The following is a 16,135-nucleotide window of genomic DNA, read 5'->3' on the forward strand; positions in this document are numbered from 1 at the left end:
CAGCCGGGGACCTGAGCGTCTGACACGTCCGGGGGTGTCCGGGGGGCCCATTCGCTGAGCGACCGGCGGGACTCGAAGCGGCGCGGCAGCCCGGACAACGGGTCCGTGAGCTCCAGGGAGCGGGACAGGAGCTGCAGGGGCCGGTCGAAGTCGTCGGGCTCGGTGCGCAGCTCGGGCCAGAACGGGTCGTGCAGGATCGGCAGCCCGAGCGAAGCCATGTGCAGCCGCAGCTGGTGGGTCTTGCCGGTGTGCGGCTCCAGACGGTAGAGGCCCAGGCCACGGGCCTCGTCGACGGCGGTGAGCGTGATCAGGGACTCCGCGTTGGGCTCGCCGGGCACCTCCTCGGCGCGGGTCACGCCGCGGCGCTTCACGATGCGGCTGCGGAGCGTGACGGGCTCGCCCAGGGCCACGGTCGCGCCCGGTTCCGGGAGCGGGGCCACGGCCTCGTAGACCTTGCGCACCACGCGCCGGGCGAACGCCTCCTGGTACGCGCCGCGCACCTCGGGCCGCACCGTGAGGACGAGCACACCGGCGGTGCCGCGGTCGAGGCGGTGGGCCGGGGAGAGCTCGGGCAGGTCGAGGGCCACCCGGAGGCGGACCAGCGCGGTCTCGCGCACCCACCGCCCGCGCGGCATCGTGGCGAGAAAGTGCGGTTTGTCCACGACGAGCAGGTTCTCGTCGCGGTGCAGCACCTCGGGCTCGAACGGGATCGGGTCCTCGTGGGCCGGCGGGTCGCGGTACAGGTAGAGGAACCCGCGCGGCTCGTACGGCGTCGTCGGGGTGAGCGGCTCGCCGCGGCCGGTGACCACCTCCCCCAGGGCGACCTTCTCGAGGAGCCGTTCGGCGTCGTCGCGGAACCGGTCCAGGAGGTAGTCGAGCGCGTACGGGAACCGCACGACGACGGCGGGGTCGTGCGGCAGCACGATCCGGGTGGGGTTGAGCCCGTCCCGCACGGGCAGCGGGGGCCGGTGCTTGGCGGGTCCGGACGTACGGGTCACGTCGTCAACCTAACCCGACACGAGCGCCGTGTATCGCAGTCGAAGGTGCCAGGTTGCCCATCACCAATAGTTGCCTAGCCTTGTGGAGGTGCTTGGGCCCGCCGGGCCGGCGAATGTCTCGACGTACAGAAATGTCGACAGGTACATTACACCTGTCGACATTTTTGTACGGAGGCACGATGACGCCCACGACACCGTTCCTGATCAGACCAGGATCCACCGCCGACGACGACGCCCCCACTCGCCGGGCTGTCGAACGCCTGGCCGCGGCGGGCGAGTACGAGAAGATCGCCCCGGGCGCCTACGTCCCGACCGGATCCGTGGACGACACCGTCGCGGCCTGGCTGGCGCTCGCCACCCGCCGTCCCGACGTCACGATCTGCCTGATGAGTGCGGCCGCGCTCCACGACCTGACCGACGAGATTCCTCGGACGAGCCATCTGGCGCTCCCCCGGCCCGCCCGGGCGCTGAAGACCGAGTTCGCTCCCATCACCTGGCACTTCTTCGCCAAGAGCACGTTCGACATCGGCCGGGACTCCTACCCGCTGCCTGGTGGGCAGTCGATCGGCCTGTACAGCGCCGAGCGCACGATCATCGACCTGTTCCGCCTGCGTCACACGCATGGCGAGGACCTCGCGGTCGCCGCGCTGAAGACATGGCTCGGGCGCCGGACGAGCCGTCCCGGCAGCCTCCTGACCATGGCCGGGAACTTCCCCACAGCGCAGCCGGAGATCCGCCGGGTCCTCGAGGTGCTGCTGTGAGCCGGGCCGTCCAGCGAGGCACACCCGCGGCCGACGCGACACTCGCCCTGCGGGCGCTCGCTCGCGACCGAGGCACCGACGTCCAGGAGCTGCAGACGCTCTACGCCCTGGAATGCCTGCTCGCACGAGTCGCAGTGTCCCCGTTCCGGGACGACTTCGTTCTCAAGGGCGGTGCGCTGCTCGCGGCGTACGCCCTGCGCCGCCCGACCAAGGACCTCGACCTGAGCGCGACCAGGCTGGCCAATGACGTGGCCAGTGTGACAGCCCGGATCCAGGTGATCTGTGAGCTGGAGCTCCCGGACGGCGTCGAGTTCGACGCCGGATCGATCAGCGCTACCGAGATCCGCGACGACGACGAGTACAGCGGCGTGCGGCTGAGGATCTCCGGTGCACTCGGTCCTGCTCGTGTACGGGTCGGGATCGACGTGAGCTTCGGCGACCCGATCTGGCCTGCCCCGAACATCGTGCGGGTACCGCGGCTGATCGACGCGGACCTTGGCCCGGTACTGGTACTCGGCTACCCGCTCACCATGGTGCTCGCCGAGAAGATCGTGACAGCAGTCGAGCGGGGCGAGGCGAACACACGCTGGCGCGACTTCGCCGACATCCACCTGGTCACCCGCCAGCACCAGATTGACCGTGGCACGCTCCGGTCGTCCGTGCACGAGGTCGCCCAGTACCGCGAGGTGGAGATGGTGCCGATGACGGAAGCCGTGGGCGAGCTGGCAGACCTGGGCCAGGCGCGGTGGAGCCGATGGCTCCGCCGTGTCGACAGGACCGATCTTCCGGAGAACCTGGCGGAGGTGCTTGAGGCGATCGCACGTTTCATCGATCCCGTGACCACGGAAGCCGACCGCCATGCCAGGTGGTCACCGGAGGAGCAGCGCTGGATCGAGACCCTGGGCGCGGATGCCGGTGCGTGATGCCACCGGCCCCAGAAGGGTTCCGTTGACCCGGACAACGGGTGGAAGATGACCGGGTGACCCTCTACGACATTCCTTTCCACACGATGGACGGCACCGAGATCTCGCTGGCCGACCACAAGGAGGACGTGGTCCTCGTGGTGAACGTGGCCTCGCGGTGCGGCCTGGCCCCGCAGTACGAGACCCTCGAGGAGCTGCAGAAGAAGTACCAGGACCGGGGATTCACGGTGCTGGGCTTCCCCAGCAACCAGTTCCTGCAGGAGCTGAGCTCGAACGAGAAGATCGCCGAGTTCTGCTCCATGACGTACGGCGTCACGTTCCCCGTGCTCGACAAGGTCCGGCTGAACGGGCGCCACGCGCACCCGCTCTACGTCGAGCTCAAGAAGACGGAGGACGCCACGGGGCACTCGGGCAAGATCCGCTGGAACTTCGAGAAGTTCCTGGTGCTGCCCGGGGGCGACGTGCGCCGGTACGCGCCGAGGATGCTGCCGGACGACCCGGCGATCATCGAGGAGATCGAGGCGCACCTGCCGCACTGACCCGCGCGGCGCCCGGGGGACGCGTCGTGGTGGGCGACCGGCCGGCACCCGGCCGGGCACTCACTCGACCTCCCCCGTCGCGAGCGTGAGCCGCATCGCGACCGGCACCACGTCCGAGGCGTCCCCGAGCCAACCGGTCCAGACCCGGGTCAGCCCCAGCTCCCGCCCGGGGTCCGCCTCGATCGGTGACAGCCGGTGCTGGTTCACGAGCGGGAGCGCCGTGACCTCGCTGACCGTCAGTATCTCGATGACCAGCACGTCCACCCTGTCGAGGCCGAACGCCAGCCAGTCCTGACTCACCCGCAGCGAGAGCGTGTCGAGCGCCGAGAGGCGGGACATCACCGCGCTGAATGCTGTATCCGTCATGCACCCTAGACGCGCGAACCGCGCCGAGGTCACAGCACTTCGGGAAAATGTTGCACAGCAATTTTCGCCCGCTCCCGTGCAGGTCCGGGACGCAAATCTCAGCGGTGGTGCCCTGGGTGAAGTAGGGCCGTACCCTGAGGCAATGGTCGAGAACCGATTCCGGCAGGCCACGCCCGAGGATGCGCAGGCGCTCCTGGACGTGGAGCGCGCCGCTGGGATCGCGGCGCTGGGCCACATCTTCCCGCCGGGCATGTACCCGTTCCCGTCCGACGAGGTGCTGGCCAAGTGGCAGTCCGCGCTCGTCGAGCCGGGGGTCCGCATCCTCGTCCTCGACGACGACGCCGACCGCCCCCGGCTGGCCTGCTTCGTGGCCCACGACGAGCGGCTGCTGCGGCACCTCGCGGTGCACCCCGCGCACTGGGGCAGCGGCCTGGCCCGCGCCGCCATGGACGTGGCGGTCGCCGAGATGGCCGACCCCCGGCTGTGGTGCCTCGCCGACAACGACCAGGCGATCGGCTTCTACGAGCACCTCGGCTGGAACCGCACGGGCCGCCGCAAGACCTCGGACTACGCGCCGTTCCCGGACGAGATCGAGATGGTCCTGCCCCGGGACTGAACCGGTCCGACGCCGGACCGCGGGCTACAGCTCCACCAGTCCCGCCCGGTAGCCCAGCACCACGGCCTGCGTGCGGTCGCGCGCCTGCAGCTTGGCCAGCACGGACGCCACGTGCGTGCGCACCGTCTCGACGCCGACCACGAGCGCCGTCGCGATCTCGGCGTTGGTCATGCCCTGCGCCACCAGGCCCAGCACCTCGCGCTCGCGCGGCGTCAGGGCTGGCGCCCCGGCCGCCGCACGCGGCCGCGTGCGCACCAGGTCCCGCAGCGCCTGCGGGTACAGCAGGCTCTGCCCGACGGCGACGGTGCGCACGGCCTGCACCATCTCGTCGGCCCCGGCGCGCTTGAGCAGGAACCCCGAGGCCCCGGCGGTGAGCGCGTCGAGCACGTAGCCGTCGTGCTCGAACGTGGTCACCACGAGCACGCGGGGCGGTTGCGGCAGCCGCAGCACCAGCTCGGTCGCACGCAGGCCGTCCACGCCCGGCATCCGCACGTCCATGCAGACGACGTCAGGCCGCAGGCTCCGGGCGAGCTCGACCGCACGCGCGCCGTCGCCGGCCTCGCCCACGACCTCCAGGTCCGGCTCGGCGTCCAGGATGAGGCGCAGGCCGCTGCGGACGAGCGGCTCGTCGTCGGCGAGGAGCACCCGCACGGGGACGTCAGGCATCGAGCTCCTTCCGGTCGGCCGGTGCGGGTGTCCAGGGCAAGGTCGCACGCAGTATCCAGCGGTCGCCGTCGGGCCCCGCCTCGGCGGTGCCGCCGAACAGGGCGACCCGCTCGCGGATCCCGGCCAGGCCGCGGCCACCGGACGAGCGCCGGCCGGTCCGGGTACCGCCCCGGACCGGGTTGACCACCTCGATCACCACCCGGTCGTCCGCGGGCCCGGCGAGGCCCACGGTGAGCCGCACGGGGCCGGGCGCGCCGTGCCGGTGCGCGTTGGTCAGGGCCTCGGTGACGATGCGCTGCACCGTGCCGCTCAGCAGGGCGGGCAGCCCGGCCGGCAGGTCGATCCGCGCGCTCAGGTCGAGGCCCGCCCGGCGGTGCGCCGTGACGACGTCGTCCAGGGCCGGGGCGAGCGCGGCGGGGGCGGCGTCGGCGGCGTCGTCCCGCAGGACGGCCAGGAGCTGGTCGAGCTCGGCGAGCGCCGAGCGGGCCGTGTCCTCGATGGCCGCGAGCGCGTTCGCGGCCGCCTCCGGGTTCGCCGCCACGACGCGCCGTCCGGCCGCCGCCTGCACGCTGACCACGGTCAGGGCGTGGCCGATGCCGTCGTGCAGCTCGCGGGCCAGGCGCGTGTGCTCGGCCTCGCGCCGGGCGCGGGCGAGCGCGGTCTCCAGCCGGTCGTGCGACGTGGGCCCGAGCACGCGCCCGGCGAGGGCGGACGCCGCCACGCCGAGCGGCCAGGTGGCCGTCACCGCCAGCAGCCCGACGACGGCGCACGCCGCGAGCCGCAGCACCGCCTCGACCACACTGTTCGGCAGCGGGAACCCGGACCCGAACGAGCGCCCGGCCACCGTCTCGACGGCGATCAGCACCGCGCCGGGGAGCACGGCGAACAGGCAGACGGCGACGAGCATCCCGGTCACCAGGTGCAGCACCACCCAGCCCGCGGTCCGGACCCGGTGGGCGAGCCGCGGCCGGGCCGGGACCACGAGCTCGGCGTCGACGTCGAGCAGGGCGCGGGCGGCCGTGACCTCCAGCTCGCGGGCGCCCGGGACCAGGCCGAGCCCGACGGCGGCGGCGACCGCCACGACGACGACCACCCACGCGGGCGGCTCCGTGACCGCGGAGAACAGCAGGCTGTACACGAGCAGCACGAGGGCCAGCCCGATCGCCGCGCCGAGCATGTGCCAGGCGAACCGCCGGGCGAGGTACCGCGCGAGGTGCCGCGTCGTCGCCTGCATGCCGTCATCCTCTCCGGTCGCCGGGGCCGCCCGCCAGGTCATACGGCGGCGACGCGGTCCAGGCCCGCCGCGCCGGGTTCGAGCCCCGCCGTCGGGCCGGCCCCGGCCCGGTCGGTCTCGGCCCGCTCGGCCTCGACACGGTGCGCCACGTAGCCCCAGACCGCGAGCGCCAGGGCCGGACCCCAGTACCAGCAGGGGAAGATGATCGCGCCCCACACACCCTGGGCCAGGGACTGCTCGCCGAACATGATCAGCATGGGGACGGCCGTGAACGTCACGGTGGCCGCGATCAGGCCGCCGGGCACGGCTGCCGCGGCGATCGGCACCCGGCGTCCCGCCAGGCCCGGCATCCACCGCGGGAACACCTCGCCCCACGGCCGGATCAGGCCGAGGGTGAGGAAGACGCCGAGCCAGGCTCCGCTGGAGAGCGTCAGGCCCCAGATCCGCGTGGACAGGTCCAGGCCCTCGCCGAACTGGGGCCACGGGGTGAGCCAGCTCAGCCGGACCAGGGCGTACGGGAGCGGGCCGGTGGCGGCCACGATCGTGATGGCCCGCCGGTGCCGCACGACCCAGGCGGTCGCCCGCCCCATCGCGGAGGTGCCGGCCAGCGCCTGGACGCCGACGACGGCCCAGAGGCACCCCACGGCGATGAACAGCAGGGCCGCGACCAGCACGGTCTGCTGGGCGGCGAGGCCCGCGCCCAGCAGGGCCGCGATGCCCGCGAGCGCGTCGCGCGCGAGGAACCCGCCCACGGCGAGCGCGGCCAGGAGCGGCACCCCGACGGTCCAGCGCGCCACCCGGTACCGGCGCACGACCTGGACGAGCAGGACCACGACGGCTGCGGGCATCGCCATCGCGACCAGGTAGCCCACGGTGGACAGCGTGCCCGCGCTCTGCAGCACCAGGCCGAACACGAGCAGCTGCAGCGCGGCGGCCCAGACCCGTCCCCGCGCGCCGAGGGCGCCGGCGAGGGCCGCGATCCCGGTCGCCACCCCGGCCAGGGCGGCGACGGTGTGCACGGTCGTCACGACGTCGGGTCGGACGAAGCGGGCCAGGAGCGCGGTGTCCGCGCCGTCGTACAGGGTGGGCAGGAGCCCGGACATCCAGGCGATGCCGAGCAGCGCTGCGGCGCCGCTGGCGATGGTGGCGCCGAGGAGCGTGGCGCGCGTGAGGCGTGACATGACGGTTCCCTCCGGTCGGTGGTGCGGTATGCCTCCACGCTCCCGTCCGCGGCCCGGGTCGCCCCTCCCCCGGTCGGGGGATTTCCGCTGGTGGACGGGGGATCCCCCGGGCTACGTTCGCCGGCATGACGTTCGAGGAGCAGGTCGCCGAGGGAGCCGCCGTCCCCACCGACGGCTGGGACTTCTCGTGGTTCGCCGGCCGGGCCACCGAGGAGCGCCCCGGGTGGGGCTACGTGCGGCTGTGCGGCGAGCACCTGGGCCGCGCCGACGCGGCGCTCGACGTCGACACGGGCGGCGGCGAGGTCTTCGCCGAGGCCCTCTCCCGAGCGGCCCGCGTGCCCGGCGTCGTCCGCGCCGTCGAGGGCTGGGCGCCGAACCACCGGTTGGCCTCCGCCGCGCTGGCGCCGTTCGGCGGCGTGGTCACCCTGGTCGACGACGGCGCCGCACCGCTCCCCTACGACGACGGCGCGTTCGACCTCCTCGTGAGCCGCCACCCCGTCTCGTTCCCGTACGCCGAGGCGGTGCGGGTGCTGACGCCCGGCGGCACGCTGCTGGTCCAGGAGGTGGGCGCGGGCTCCAACCGTGAGCTCTACGAGTTCCTCATGGGTCCGCAGGCAAACGACGACGACGCGTACGTGGACCGGCTGCGCGCCCGGGTGACCGACGCAGGGCTGGACGTGGTGGACCTGCGGGACGCGCGGACCCGGGTGGAGTTCCTCGACCTGGCCGCGGTGGTGCACTTCCTGCGCAAGGTCCTGTGGACGGTGCCCGACTTCTCTGTGGAAAAGTACCGCGACCGGCTGCGCGCGCTGTACGACCACATCGCGGAGCACGGGTCCTTCGTCTGCCACAGCCGCCGCACGCTCGTCGAGGCGCGGAAGGCCTGAGGGCCCGGACCCGGACCAGGACCCCGATTCCGACCCGGCTCAGTGGGTGTCGGCCGGCTTCCCGTTGACGTCCTCGCGGGCCGACGGCGGGTCGACGCGCTGCGCGGTGAGGTCCCGCGGCGTGAGCGTGAAGCCCTGCCAGTGCATCTCCATGGGGCTCTGGTCCTCGTCGCGCGCCACGTGGTGGAAGCCGACGGCGACCCACGTGACGACGTCGGACAGCTCCGCCTCGTCCTGGGCGAAGTCGAGCACGCCCGCGCCGCAGGAGCCGTCCTTGTTGGCCGTGGCGTAGAGCTGGCAGTCGTCGGCCTCGGTGAACGCCAGCGCGTAGCCGTCGTCGCTGTCGCCGCCGCCGTCGGCGCCGCCCGTGTGCTGGTGGTCCTGCGTGAGCTGGAAGGGCGTCGTCGCCCCCAGCTCGATCTGGTACGAGATCGGGTGCTGGTCCGTGTTGAGCACGGCGGGGTTCACCACGCGCCACCAGCGCCGGTCCGCAGCCTTGGCGGTGCCCTCGCGCGGGATTCGCGTCAGGCCGCCCTCGACCAGCGGCGCGCGCGGGCCCACCTCGCCGGTGGGCGCGGCGTCGTACTGCTCGACCACCTGGCCGCCCTGGCCGCCGAGGGCCCAGTGCACCCGCCAGACCGCGTTGTGCGAGTGGCTGGTGGCGTAGTCGGTGTCGCCGGGGCCGACCGGCCAGCCGTGGGCCGGGTCGTCCCCGTAGTCCTCGGGCGACAGGTCGCCGGTCGCGCCCAGGTCGGACCGGATGCTGCCGTCGCCGCCGAAGGTGTACTGGCTGACGTACTCGTACCAGCCGACCTTCGAGATCGTGGAGAGCCGCAGGTCCGTGCTCCGGGCCACCTCGGTTCGCGTGGTGTCGCCGCTGCGGTAGGCGATGCCGCCGTCGACCACCTCCCGGCAGAGCACGGCACGGTCCTGGCCGCCGCCGCCCATCGAGCCGTCGCCGATCTTCGGCACGTAGGTCTCGAGCCGCTCCCCGAGGCACTCCGGCTCGGTCAGGGTCATGATGTGGCTGCCGCCGAAGCCCTGGGTGGTGATGTCCTCGGTGTTGCGCAGGCCGGTGTCGTACGGCACCTCGAGCTGCCCGATGGACAGCTCCGCGAGCACCAGCACCGGCTCGTCGCCGGCGGGCGTGAAGTGCACGTCCTCGAGCACCAGGCCGCGGCTCGCGTCGACGCGCCAGCACATGGTCCACACGGAGCCGCTGAGCAGCTCCTGCGCGAGCGGCTCGTTCTCGGCGCACTTCACGTGCGCGCTGCCCTGCACCCGCGAGTCCTCGTGGCGCGGGCTCGGCGCGGCGGGCAGGGCCTGCTCCACCACCATGATCGCGGCCACGACGAGCGAGACGATGGCGGACGCCGCGACGATCGCCGGGATCAGCCTCCGTTTCGACGACACCTCGCGCACGGTTCCATCTCCTTCGCTCAGCTCTCGGCCCCCTGCGGACCCTTTCCTGACAGGACCGGCCCGGTGCGACGAGGTCGCACCGGGCCGGTCTGCTTCGGACGCCTGACCGCTGCGTCCGTCTACTGCTTCGTCAGAGACTCGGTCCGTCAGGCGGAACGCGAGTCGTCGGACATGCGGCCCATCGCGGTGGCGAAGGCCTGGCTGATCTCGCGGCGACGCTTGATCATGACCGCACCGGCGCCGAGCAGCAGCACCGTCGCGCCGATCAGGATGCCGACGTTCGCACCCGTGGAGGCGAGACCGCCGTCGTTGTTGCCACCAGCGCCTGCGACGACCTCGAACGTGGCCGACGCGGAGTCGCCCTGCTCGGTGCTGACCGCGATGCCCTGGTGCTCACCGAGGTCGAGCCGCTCGTCGACGGTGAACGTCCACTGGACGTTGCCCTCGGCGTCGGCCTCCTGGGCCTGCAGCGCGAAGCTCTCCGAGTTGATCAGGCCCACGACGACCTCACCGGGCTCGAAGCCCGAGGCGTAGAAGGTCTGCTCGTCACCCTGCTGGGCGGTCGGGTTCTCGAAGCGCGCCGTCAGGTCGCGCCCGTCGCCACCGACCGTCTCGACGACGGCGATCGGCGTCTGCGCGCCCTCGCTGCCGTCGTCCGGCTGTGCGTCCACGATGATGACGCCCGGCGGGGTGTCCTCGGGGACGGTGATCGGGGTGGTGAAGCCGCAGTCCTCGTCCACCTTCACGGTGACCGGCTCGCCGATCTTCTCACCGTCGGTGGTCTGGAGCTGCACGGTGACGTTGGCGCCGGCCGGGAAGCCGGTACCGGTGATGGTCACCTCTTCGCCCGCGCGGACCATGGTCGGGTCGGCCGTGATGGCCGGGTCCGTGCACTCGCCCGGGTTGTTGGTGCCCGGGTCGAGGATCTCCAGGGGTGCCTCGGCACCCTCGCTGCCGTCCTCCGGCTCCGCGCCCACGACGTGGTCGCCGGGCTCGGCGTCCTCGGGAACCGTGAGGTCGGTGATGAAGCCGCAGGCCTCGTCCGGGGTGACCGTGATCGGGTCGCCGACCGGGTTGCCCTCGGCGTCACGCAGCTGGACCGTGACCGGCACGCCGGCCGGGAAGCCCTGGCCCACGACGGAGACGGTGTCGCCCGGGTAGGCGGCGTTGGGCTCGACCGTCAGGGTCGGGTCCATGGCGCAGATGTCGGAACCGGCGACGACTGCCAGCGGGGCCTCGGCGGCCTCACCGGTGGTGTCGTCGGTGCCGACGACCGTGTAGTCACCGAGCTCGGCGTCGGCCGGAACCGGCACCGGGGTGCTGAAGCCGCCCTCGGAGTCGGTGTCGACCGGGATCGCGTCACCCACGGGGTTGCCCTCGGGGTCGGTGAGCTGGACCGTGGCGGTCGAGTCCGGCGTGTAGCCCTCGCCGGTCGCGACGGTCGACTGACCCGGAGCGACGGAGACGGGGTTCACGGACAGGGTCGGGTCGATCTCGCCCGAACCACCGTCGTCGCCACCGATGCGCACGGCGGCGTTGCCCAGGTTGATGCGCGCGACCTCGTTGGCCGGCAGCAGGGCGATGCTCAGCGCCGACAGCTCGAAGGAGGTCTCGGCAGGAGCGGCCTTGGTCGACGTCGGGGCAACGCCCTCGGTCGTGACCTGGCGGTTGATCGTGATCGACAGCACCTGCGACAGGACGTCGAAGACCGGCGAGAGCAGCTCGCGGATCGGCTTCGTGATGGCGTCCGTCTTGAGGTCGTTGATCAGCAGGTCGAAGATGTTGTCACCCTCGTCGCTGATCAGCAGGTCGTAGACCGGGGCCAGGATCGGCGCCAGGGCCGGGCCCACCGTGTTGATGGTGCCGACCAGCAGCTCGGCGACCGGGGCCATCGTGCCCGTGCTGTTGTTCACGGCCTCGGGGAAGTTGCCGTTCACGGCGTCGGCCAGCGGCAGCGACCACGAGACATCGAGGTTGCCCAGCGGGCTCTCGTCGGTGAAGGCGATGTTGATCGTCACCGAGTTCAGCGAGTCCTCGATCGCACCGATGAGGATGTTGGTGACTTCCTCCATCAGCTCGTGCACGGTCTCCGCGATCAGCGGGTAGGTCGTGTCGTCGATGAGCTCGGTGTTCGGGTCGAGCGCGTTGATGCCACCCTCGTTCGGGCCGTCGACGAGCTTGTCGAGGTGAACCTCGAGCTGGCCGGTCGACAGGTCGATCGTGATGAGCTGGTTCTTCGAGGTGATCGGCTCGCCCACGACGGACTGGAACAGGTTCTTCTGCATGTTGCTGTCGACGGTGATCGACGGCGTCGGAACGCCCGGGATCGCGTCGAAGAGGCCGGTCAGGGCGCTCTCGTCCAGGTTCTCGTTGACGAGGTCCTCGACGGTGGTGTCGATGGTGCCGCCGATGTCGTAGATCGACGAGGCAGCGTCCTCGATGACCGGGGAGTGCAGCGTCAGGTCCAGGTCGGCCACGCGGTACTGGCCGGGGCCACCCACGCCGTCCTGGTCCAGGATGACGCCGTCCTCGGCCTTGACCTCGGCCGCACCGGCGCCTGCCTCGAGCAGGAGCTGGTCGACGATCTGGTCGGTGAGGCCGTCGACGCCCAGCAGGCGCGCGACGGACAGGACGTCCACGGTCGCCTTGCCGAAGTCATCGGTCTCGCCGTCCAGGGTCACGCCGCCGTCGGCGCCGGCCAGGCCGGAGATCGCGTGGGCGTCGAGCGGACCCGAGGCCTCGCTGCGGCTGGCGAGCGCACCGAGCTGACCGAAGTCCAGGATCTCGTCGAGGCGGACCTCGACGTCACCGAGGTGAACGAGCTCCGAACCGAGGAGCTCGACGTTCAGGTTGCCCTCGTTCGGGCCTGCGTTCGAGACCGAGCCGGCCTCGGAATAGGCGGCTGCTGCCAGCGCCTTCTGGAAGAGCGTCGAGTCGAGGACGCTCGCAGCGGCCTCCGACGGCTCGTCCGGGTAGTTGTCAACGGCGGCGACTGCCGGCAGACCCGTGGCGGTAACCACAAGGGCCGAAGCCGCGACCGTCACCAGAGATCGGCGCAGTACGAGGCCACCCCTTCGACGGCGTGACGGTACTTGCGTTGGGTTCAACGGAACTCACTCCTCCACATTCGCGCTTAAGAAAAAGCGTCCGGATCGGTACGTGATCACGTCCGGATCTTCGGGGCGGTCGCATGAGGCGGACCGGCTCCCGGCCCTCAGGGAACAGTGGTTCTCAGCCGCCTGCCAGGCAGAGCGGTAATCGTGCGCTGACGCAATCCAACGCAACCGCGACTGCGTTCGAGACGATTCGAGGCGCGCCAAAAGCAGGCGTACGCACAATGCCGGAGAGAAGCGAAAGAAGTCCGGAATGCCGGGTGAAAAACGGCCGAGCGAGCGGGTGAAAAATCTGCGCTCGGGGAGCTACCCGCCGGCGAGCCAGGCCGGCGGCCGGGTCTCCGCGAGCCGGACCAGGTCGCGCCGGTCCCGGATGCCGAGGGTCGTGTAGGCCTGCCGCAGCCGGTTCACGACGGTCCGCTCGGACACGAACGTGGCCTGGGCGATCTGGGAGTTGGTCGCGCCGTGCACCGCGAGCCGGACCATCTCGCGCTCGTGCCTGCCCAGCACCTCCCACTCGGGGCCGGCACCGCCGCTCGCGTCCGTCTCGGCGAGGAACACGTCGATCCCGCGCAGCCAGCCCGCCATCCCCGCGAGCCGGACCAGGGTCCGGGCCTCGTCGAGCATCGCGGTGCCCGTCGCGCGGCCCCCGCGCGTCACGGCGTACCGGCCGTAGGCCACCAGCATGCGCACGCGCTGCCAGGGAGACATGGGCACCGGCGCCGCGTGCAGCGCCGCCTCGAAGGCGGGCGACGGCGTGCCGTCGTCGGCCAGCAGGGCGCTCAGGCGGGACCAGGCCGCGGCGACGTCGACCGCCGACCGCTCCTCGGGGGCCACCGGCGCCTCGAGGAGCCGCTCGACGCGCGGCCCCACCCGGCCGGGCGGCGTGGACGCCATGACGGCCTCGACCAGGTCGCAGCGCACCTGCACGCGGCCGCGGTAGGGCCAGGCGCAGTGCTCCAGGGCGATGGTCAGCAGCGCGACCGCGCCCTCCGCCTGCCCGACCACGAGGTGGGCCGCGCCGAGGTCGGCCGCGTACTCCCCCAGTGCCCGCGCCGACCAGCTCCCCGCCTGGGCGGGCATCGTGCTGGCCGGGGCGGTGCCGTCCACGACGGCGTCGGCCGCCGCGCGCAGCCCGCGCGCGGGCAGCCACTCGTCCACCGAGGGCCGCAGCTCGGCCGCGTGCGCCAGGTGGGTCCGGACGTCGACGGCGCGGCCGTCGAAGGCCGCGACCCGGGCCGCGGCGAGGTCCCGAGCCACGATCTCCGCGACCGTGCTCCGGGCCGCCGCGCCCGAGTGGTCGGCGAGCAGGCTGCGGGCGCCCACCACGTCGCCCAGCATCAGCAGGGCGCGCACCTGGATCTCGACGCCCACCCAGTCCTGGCCGGGCGTCGGCCCCAGCAGCCGCAGGTCCGCGCGGAGCGCGCCGGGGTCCGGCAGCTCGCCGGTGCCCTCCAGCCGCAGCAGGGTCAGCGCCACGCGCGCACCCGCGGCGCGGACGTCGGCGGGGATCCCGGCCGCGTCGCGCCACCAGAGGTGGTCGGTCCACTCCGGCCCGACGCCGTCGGGCACCAGGGGTCCGTCGCGGTGGTCCATCCAGGTGCGCCCCGTCAGCAGGGAGACGCCGACGGCGCGCGCCGCGAGGCGCGGCCCGGGAGCCGCGGCCACGACGGCCCAGGCGCGGGCCGGCAGCTCGTCGAGGTGCAGCCCGTCGAGGATGTGCTCCACCGCGTGCGCGCCGGTCACGTCGTGCTCGGCGACCGGGGCGTCGCGGAGGTCGGCGTGCCCCTCCGCGCCGCGCGCCTCTCGGCACAGCAGCGCCAGCAGCGGGTGGCGCACGGCGGACCGCGCGTCCCGGCGCTCCAGGGCCGCCCCGCCGAACGGTGCGGCGCCCAGCGGCGCGGTGGCGAGCGCGGTCATGGTGGCCGGGTCGAGGCCCGCCAGCATCGCGCGGTAGACCCGCCGGGCGGCCGAGCCCACGACCTCGGGCCCGGTCCAGGCGGCGTCCCCGCGCAGCTCGCCCGAGCTCAGCGCGCCGGCGAGCTCCAGGGCGATCCTCGGGTTGCCCGCGCTCCACCAGCGCAGCTGCTCCACGACGTCGGCCGCGACCGGCACGCTCAGCTCCATGTCGAGCACGCGGCGCAGGGAACCGCGGTCCAGCGGGCCCAGCTCCAGCACCTCGACGTCGTCCGAGAGCGGATCGGCGGAGATGCTCCGCACGGCGGCGATCACGCGCCAGTCCTGCCCGTACGCCTCGTCGGCCAGGTGCTGCAGCCAGCGTGCGCGCTCGGTGGTGAGCACGCCCACGTCGTCGACGAAGAGCACGCGCGGCCCGGTGCCGGCGTCGTCCGCCCAGGCCGAGACCGCGCGCAGGAAGCCCGCGGCGTCGAAGTCGGAGTCGTGCTCCAGGTGGTCGGGCACGGACCAGGCCGACAGGTCGATGCGCCTGCTGTTCTCCAGGTCGTGCGCCGACGGCCGTGGCGAGCACGGCCGGACGACGCGCACCGCCGACGACCCCGCGCCGACCTGCTTGAGCGCGCGGATGACCGTCGCCGTCTTGCCGATGCCGCTCAGGCCGCGCACGACCAGGACCGTCGGGTCCAGGTCGGTCGCGAAATGCCCGATGACCCGCAGTTCTCTGTCCCGCCCGTGGACCACGTGGCCCCTCCCCCTGCCGCCCGCCTGGCTCTGTCCTGCCCCCGACGTCGTCGGCGACATGGCCGTGGAAGGCCCGTAACTAGATGGCACGCGCACCCCAATTCCCCTGAATTGCATGAATATTGATCGGAGCGCGTCGAGAGTCTATGACAAGAGATAAATCGTGCAGTTCGTGCCTGTGATACGAGGAAATTACGCTCCTACCTGGCACAACTCGGGCAGCCGGGATAAAGACATGCCTTCCGGAAATAAATCCGGAATGCCCAATTCAGCGGAGGATGGCGTCAGGCGAACGGACCGAGCAGCGCCTGCCGGTCGGACGCCGGGCGCTCGGCGTCGTCGAGCACGGTGACGAGCTTCTTCTCCTCGTACCGGAAGTGCGTCTCCATGACGGCCTCGATGCCGTCCAGGTGCCGCAGCAGCTCGTCCCGGTCATGGCCGGACAGCGCGGCGCGCTCCAGCTCGCCCAGGAGGTGGTCCAGCATGGAGTGGTCCCGCTTGAGGTCGGCGACCACGGGCGCCAGGTCCGGCCGGGCGGCCAGCACGACGTCGAACAGCGTGGTGTCCTCGGCGCGGTGGTGCCCGGTCAGCGCGGCGCAGAACCCGACGCAGTAGAGCTGGAGGTCGCGGGTCGCCGCCGGGCCGGACGCGCCGTCCTCGACCGCGGCCCGCGCGACGCCGAGGGCGTCGCGCAGCCGCCGGTGGATCTCGCGGAGCTCCTGCCCCCAGGCGACGACGCGTTGACTCATCGCGGGCCAGCCTAGCGGGACG

The 16,135-nt window shown here is 72.7% G+C and carries 14 protein-coding genes; 5 read left to right on the forward strand and 9 right to left on the reverse strand.

The window, feature by feature from the left end:
- The coding region (locus ACFU5G_RS22640; protein ID WP_377249850.1) for a pseudouridine synthase at positions 1–998 on the reverse strand (998 nt) is incomplete at its 3' end.
- A gap of 179 nt (positions 999–1,177) precedes the next feature.
- Between ACFU5G_RS22640 and ACFU5G_RS22645 the strand changes: the two genes are divergently transcribed.
- From ACFU5G_RS22645 to ACFU5G_RS22655, 3 genes are read left to right on the forward strand one after another with little or no spacing between them, the layout of a single operon-like run.
- Positions 1,178–1,759, forward strand: a complete 582-nt coding sequence (locus tag ACFU5G_RS22645; protein WP_377249853.1) for a hypothetical protein — start codon at positions 1,178–1,180, stop codon at positions 1,757–1,759.
- Positions 1,756–2,682 carry a nucleotidyl transferase AbiEii/AbiGii toxin family protein gene (locus ACFU5G_RS22650; RefSeq protein WP_377249855.1) on the forward strand — a complete coding sequence of 309 codons (927 nt, stop codon included), beginning with the start codon at positions 1,756–1,758 and terminating at the stop codon, positions 2,680–2,682. Before ACFU5G_RS22645 ends, ACFU5G_RS22650 begins: the two co-directional genes overlap by 4 nt.
- Before the next feature lie 56 nt (positions 2,683–2,738).
- Complete coding sequence (locus tag ACFU5G_RS22655; RefSeq protein ID WP_377249857.1) at positions 2,739–3,221, forward strand: glutathione peroxidase; 483 nt, start codon at positions 2,739–2,741, stop codon at positions 3,219–3,221.
- A gap of 60 nt (positions 3,222–3,281) precedes the next feature.
- On the opposite strand, the gene ACFU5G_RS22660 is transcribed toward ACFU5G_RS22655, so the two are convergent.
- The gene (locus ACFU5G_RS22660) at positions 3,282–3,587 is read right to left on the reverse strand and encodes a hypothetical protein (RefSeq protein ID WP_377249859.1); all 306 of its coding nucleotides are present in this window, start codon (positions 3,585–3,587) and stop codon (positions 3,282–3,284) included.
- A 142-nt stretch (positions 3,588–3,729) separates the two neighbouring features.
- Here ACFU5G_RS22660 and ACFU5G_RS22665 point away from each other — a divergent pair, with 142 nt between their 5' ends.
- A complete protein-coding gene (locus ACFU5G_RS22665; RefSeq protein WP_377249861.1) occupies positions 3,730–4,203 on the forward strand; it encodes a GNAT family N-acetyltransferase in 474 nt (157 codons plus the stop codon).
- A gap of 24 nt (positions 4,204–4,227) precedes the next feature.
- Here the strand turns inward: ACFU5G_RS22665 and ACFU5G_RS22670 are convergent, their stop codons facing one another.
- Genes ACFU5G_RS22670 through ACFU5G_RS22680 form a run of 3 tightly spaced genes read right to left on the reverse strand, consistent with a single transcriptional unit; the run spans position 4,228 to position 7,284 of the window.
- Positions 4,228–4,869, reverse strand: coding sequence for a response regulator (locus tag ACFU5G_RS22670; protein ID WP_377249863.1), 642 nt, complete (start codon positions 4,867–4,869; stop codon positions 4,228–4,230).
- The gene (locus ACFU5G_RS22675; RefSeq protein ID WP_377249866.1) at positions 4,862–6,103 is read right to left on the reverse strand and encodes a sensor histidine kinase; all 1,242 of its coding nucleotides are present in this window, start codon (positions 6,101–6,103) and stop codon (positions 4,862–4,864) included. The genes ACFU5G_RS22670 and ACFU5G_RS22675 overlap by 8 nt, the downstream gene beginning before the upstream one ends.
- Positions 6,104–6,141: 38 nt before the next feature.
- Positions 6,142–7,284, reverse strand: a complete 1,143-nt coding sequence (locus ACFU5G_RS22680; protein ID WP_377249868.1) for a hypothetical protein — start codon at positions 7,282–7,284, stop codon at positions 6,142–6,144.
- Between the two features lie 125 nt (positions 7,285–7,409).
- On the opposite strand from ACFU5G_RS22680, the gene ACFU5G_RS22685 reads away from it, so the two are divergent.
- Positions 7,410–8,171, forward strand: a complete 762-nt coding sequence (locus ACFU5G_RS22685; protein ID WP_377249870.1) for a class I SAM-dependent methyltransferase — start codon at positions 7,410–7,412, stop codon at positions 8,169–8,171.
- A 39-nt stretch (positions 8,172–8,210) separates the two neighbouring features.
- Here ACFU5G_RS22685 and ACFU5G_RS22690 read toward each other — a convergent pair whose 3' ends face one another.
- The 4 genes from ACFU5G_RS22690 to ACFU5G_RS22705 form a co-directional block, all read right to left on the reverse strand.
- Positions 8,211–9,593, reverse strand: coding sequence for a copper amine oxidase (locus ACFU5G_RS22690; RefSeq protein WP_377249872.1), 1,383 nt, complete (start codon positions 9,591–9,593; stop codon positions 8,211–8,213).
- A 146-nt stretch (positions 9,594–9,739) separates the two neighbouring features.
- Complete coding sequence (locus tag ACFU5G_RS22695) at positions 9,740–12,613, reverse strand: choice-of-anchor G family protein (protein ID WP_377249875.1); 2,874 nt, start codon at positions 12,611–12,613, stop codon at positions 9,740–9,742.
- 399 nt (positions 12,614–13,012) lie between these two features.
- On the reverse strand, positions 13,013–15,364 hold the full coding sequence (locus ACFU5G_RS22700; RefSeq protein WP_377249878.1) for a LuxR C-terminal-related transcriptional regulator: 2,352 nt from the start codon (positions 15,362–15,364) through the stop codon (positions 13,013–13,015).
- A gap of 284 nt (positions 15,365–15,648) precedes the next feature.
- Positions 15,649–16,135: hemerythrin domain-containing protein (locus ACFU5G_RS22705; protein ID WP_377249880.1), on the reverse strand; the 487-nt coding region annotated here is incomplete at its 5' end.

The organism is Promicromonospora sp. NPDC057488 (assembly GCF_042802395.1).
Taxonomy (GTDB): domain Bacteria; phylum Actinomycetota; class Actinomycetes; order Actinomycetales; family Cellulomonadaceae; genus Promicromonospora.

Coding starts and splice junctions, on each gene's coding strand:
- ACFU5G_RS22675 (WP_377249866.1), bottom strand. CDS start 6,103: ATGCAGGCGACGACGCGGCACCTCGCGCGGTACCTCGCCCGGCGGTTC.
- ACFU5G_RS22670 (WP_377249863.1), bottom strand. CDS start 4,869: ATGCCTGACGTCCCCGTGCGGGTGCTCCTCGCCGACGACGAGCCGCTC.
- ACFU5G_RS22665 (WP_377249861.1), top strand. CDS start 3,730: ATGGTCGAGAACCGATTCCGGCAGGCCACGCCCGAGGATGCGCAGGCG.
- ACFU5G_RS22680 (WP_377249868.1), bottom strand. CDS start 7,284: ATGTCACGCCTCACGCGCGCCACGCTCCTCGGCGCCACCATCGCCAGC.
- ACFU5G_RS22660 (WP_377249859.1), bottom strand. CDS start 3,587: ATGACGGATACAGCATTCAGCGCGGTGATGTCCCGCCTCTCGGCGCTC.
- ACFU5G_RS22645 (WP_377249853.1), top strand. CDS start 1,178: ATGACGCCCACGACACCGTTCCTGATCAGACCAGGATCCACCGCCGAC.
- ACFU5G_RS22685 (WP_377249870.1), top strand. CDS start 7,410: ATGACGTTCGAGGAGCAGGTCGCCGAGGGAGCCGCCGTCCCCACCGAC.